Source organism: Aeromonas sp. LsrichE-8G, assembly GCF_022869435.1.
Classification (GTDB): domain Bacteria; phylum Pseudomonadota; class Gammaproteobacteria; order Enterobacterales; family Aeromonadaceae; genus Aeromonas; species Aeromonas caviae.
The window spans coordinates 1-3,094 of the sequence record NZ_JALIHH010000113.1 but is presented as its reverse complement, the minus strand read 5'-3'; the positions used below and the strand labels follow the sequence as shown (position 1 = coordinate 3,094).

The window sequence follows — 3,094 nt, the reverse complement described above, 5'->3', positions numbered from 1 at the left end:
TTACGATTGATCTCAGAGCGAGTTTCTTCGACAAGGGTAAGGTGTTCAATCAACGTCATAGCGCGTGCCTCCTGCATGGAGACGCGATTAGATCACAGACGATCTGCCTGTTCAAATTTCATTAACAAAGTGCGATCCCGCCCTGCTTGCCACGGGGCCGGCAGGCCGTGGGAGGCACGGCCTGACGTGGTCAGGGCTCAGGGACTCTGGGGGGCGATCCCGATGGCGATGGCGGTGGTCTGCACGGCCTTTATCTGGTCCCCCTTGGCGATGAGGGCGAACTGGGCCGGATCCTGCACCTTGAGGGCCAGGGTATGGTCGACCCCCTTGACCCGGATGGTCTGATGCGCCTTGTCCACATCGATGACGTCGGCATAGATGGTTACCTGCATGCCGGCGCCGGCAGCGGGTTTCTCCCCGGCGGCCGCCTTGCCCCCTTCCACTTCCACCACCCGTTTTCTCACCCCGGCGGTGCCCTTGAGCAGGGTCAGGTCCAGCAGTTGCAGATATCTCAAGGCCACGACATCTCCCACCTTGAGCTGGGGAAGGTTGGTCACCCCCTCCCCGGCGATCAGATCCAGGGTCTGCCCTTCGGCATTTTTCAGGCTGACCTTGCGGGTGGCCAGGTCGATGGCGGTGACGGTTGCCCTGGCGGTCAGTTCTTCGGCCAGGCTGGCTTGTCCGGGGGCCACGGCCACATGGGTGGTGACCTCGGCGGCATAGAGCAGGGGAGGGGCACAGAGGGTGAGGGCACCCGCAATCCAGGCGTGCTTCAGTTTCATGATAGAGACCCTGTGAGTGGGAAAGGGACCCCGGGAGGGGCTTGAGGGGGCGACGAACTCGTCTTCCCGCTATCACCATAGCAAAGCCGGGCAGGAGCGCCCGGCATCGGCAGGCTGGCATCGTATTTTTGACGACAGGCTCCCGTTTTTGACCTGATGGCACGGCAGGCGCACAATTCCCCGGCATGCAATCAACCGAGGGCTCTGCCGTGTACAACTTCCAATATGCCAATCCCACCCGCATCTGTTTTGGTGAAGGCCAGATCGCCAGGCTGCCCGAGCTGATCCCGGCCGGCAGCCGTCTGCTGGTGCTCTACGGGGGTGGCAGCATCAAGCAGAACGGGGTCTATGAGCAGTTGACCCAGGCGCTGGCGGGCCGGGAGTGGCTGGAGTTTCCCGGCATCGGCGCCAACCCCCAGTACGATCAGCTGATGGAGGCGGTGGCCCTGGTCAAGCGCGAGCGCATCGACTTCCTGCTGGCGGTGGGTGGCGGCTCCGTGGTGGATGGCACCAAGTTCGTGGCCGCCGCGGCCTGCTTCGAGGGGGACGATCCCTGGGAGATCCTGCGGGACAAGGCCCCCATCAAGGCAGCGCTGCCGCTGGGCTGCGTGTTGACCCTGCCGGCCACCGGCTCGGAGAGCAACCCCGCCGCCGTGGTGAGCCGGGGGGAGGCCAAGCTCTCCTTCTACAATCCGCTGGTGCAACCGGTGTTTGCGGTGCTGGATCCCGCCACCACCTACAGCCTTCCACCGCGCCAGGTGGGCAATGGCGTGGTGGATGCCTTCGTCCACATCCTCGAGCAGTACCTCACCTTCCCGGTGGGGGGCGAGGTGCAGGACCGGCTGGCGGAAGGGCTGCTGCAGGTGCTGGTGGACAACGGTCCGCGGGCGCTGGTGGAGCCCACCAACTACCAGGTGCGTGCCAACCTGATGTGGGCGGCCAGCCTGGCCCTCAACGGCCTCATCGGTCGCGGTGTGCCCCAGGACTGGTCCACCCACGCCATCGGTCACCAGCTCACCGCCCTGCACGGGCTGGATCATGCCCAGAGTCTGGCGGTGGTGCTGCCCTCCCTGCTGCGGGAGCAATCGGCCCAGAAGCAGGAGAAGCTGGCCCAGTTCGCCGAGCGAGTATGGCACTCCAGCCGCGAGGACAAGGCACTGCGCATCGAGGAGGCGATCATCCGTACCGAGCAGTTCTTCCAGCAGATGGGGGTGGGTACCCGCCTCGCCGACTATGGTCTGGATGCGCGCTGCATCCCGGGGATCTGTTCCAACCTCAAGCTGTTCGGCCTGACCGCCCTCGGGGAGCAGCAGGACATTGATCCCGACAAGGTAGCGCGGATCCTCTCTCGCGCCCTCTAGGCCTGAGTCCCTTGGCCAAGGGGCGATCTGGACAATAAGTGCGGCCAGGATCCTGTCCCACGCGCTTTGATATCTGGCTGACGGCCGGAAAAGAGAACGCCCCGATCATCGGGGCGTTTTGCAGGGTGTCACCGGGGCACCGCCGTTTATTCGGCGCTGCGGTCCAGCTCGCGCTCCAGCGCTGCCGCCTTCTGGCGAGCCGGATAGGTGTTGAGTCGCTGCCAGTAGGCCTCAAGGTGCGGGAACTGGGCCAGCTGGCCGCTCTGGGCCAGCAGATCCACCAGGAAGGAGTTCAGGATGTCGGCGCCGGTGAGGCGATCGGCCACTAGGTAGCTGCGGTTTGCCAGCACCTCATCGAGATAACCCAGCACCTTGGCGCACTCGGCTTTGGCGTAGTCCGGCAGGAAGCGCATCGGGCTGCCATCCTTGCGCACGAACATGTCGAGCAGCAGCGGCAGAATGCCGGAGCTCTCGGCGAAGTGGAGCCACTGCAGGTATTCGGGATACTCCGGGCTGTCGGTGGCCGGTGCCAGCCGTTCCGGAGCGTGGCGGGCGATCAGGTACTCGGTGATGGCGCCCGATTCCGCCAGCACCCGGCCGTCAAACTCGATGACCGGCGACTTGCCGAGGGGGTGGACGGCCTTGAGCTCGGGCGGCGCCAGAAAGGTGGTAGCATCGCGCTGGTAGGCCTTGATCTGGTAGGGCAGGCCCAGCTCTTCAAGCAGCCAGATGATGCGCTGGGAGCGGGATTTGTTCAGGTGGTGCAGGACTATCATGGAAACCTCGACGCAGTGACGGAAGGCGGTGATCATGTACAGGATCTTTAGCTACAACCAATTGAAATAGATAGAAAAAAGGCTTCGTTTGTGATCTGATTTAATCGCAAAAAAAAACCGACACACCCGAAGCCATGACTATTATCAATGCAACCCAGTACCTCAAGCAACTTCT

The 3,094-nt window shown here is 63.5% G+C and carries 3 protein-coding genes; 1 reads left to right on the top strand and 2 read right to left on the bottom strand.

What is annotated here, in order from left to right:
- Positions 1-197: 197 nt before the first annotated feature.
- Entirely contained in the window at positions 198-782 is a 585-nt protein-coding gene (locus MUW49_RS15730) for a hypothetical protein (protein ID WP_201956632.1), read from the bottom strand.
- A gap of 185 nt (positions 783-967) precedes the next feature.
- On the opposite strand from MUW49_RS15730, the gene MUW49_RS15725 reads away from it, so the two are divergent.
- Complete coding sequence (locus MUW49_RS15725) at positions 968-2,143, top strand: iron-containing alcohol dehydrogenase (protein ID WP_201956630.1); 1,176 nt, start codon at positions 968-970, stop codon at positions 2,141-2,143.
- 146 nt (positions 2,144-2,289) lie between these two features.
- Here the strand turns inward: MUW49_RS15725 and MUW49_RS15720 are convergent, their stop codons facing one another.
- Entirely contained in the window at positions 2,290-2,919 is a 630-nt protein-coding gene (locus tag MUW49_RS15720) for a glutathione S-transferase (protein ID WP_182976278.1), read from the bottom strand.
- Positions 2,920-3,094 lie beyond the last annotated feature (175 nt).

What these genes read in the sequence shown, in the direction of transcription:
- MUW49_RS15730 (WP_201956632.1), bottom strand. Translation starts at nt 782, where the DNA reads ATGAAACTGAAGCACGCCTGGATTGCGGGTGCCCTCACCCTCTGTGCC.
- MUW49_RS15725 (WP_201956630.1), top strand. Translation starts at nt 968, where the DNA reads ATGCAATCAACCGAGGGCTCTGCCGTGTACAACTTCCAATATGCCAAT.
- MUW49_RS15720 (WP_182976278.1), bottom strand. Translation starts at nt 2,919, where the DNA reads ATGATAGTCCTGCACCACCTGAACAAATCCCGCTCCCAGCGCATCATC.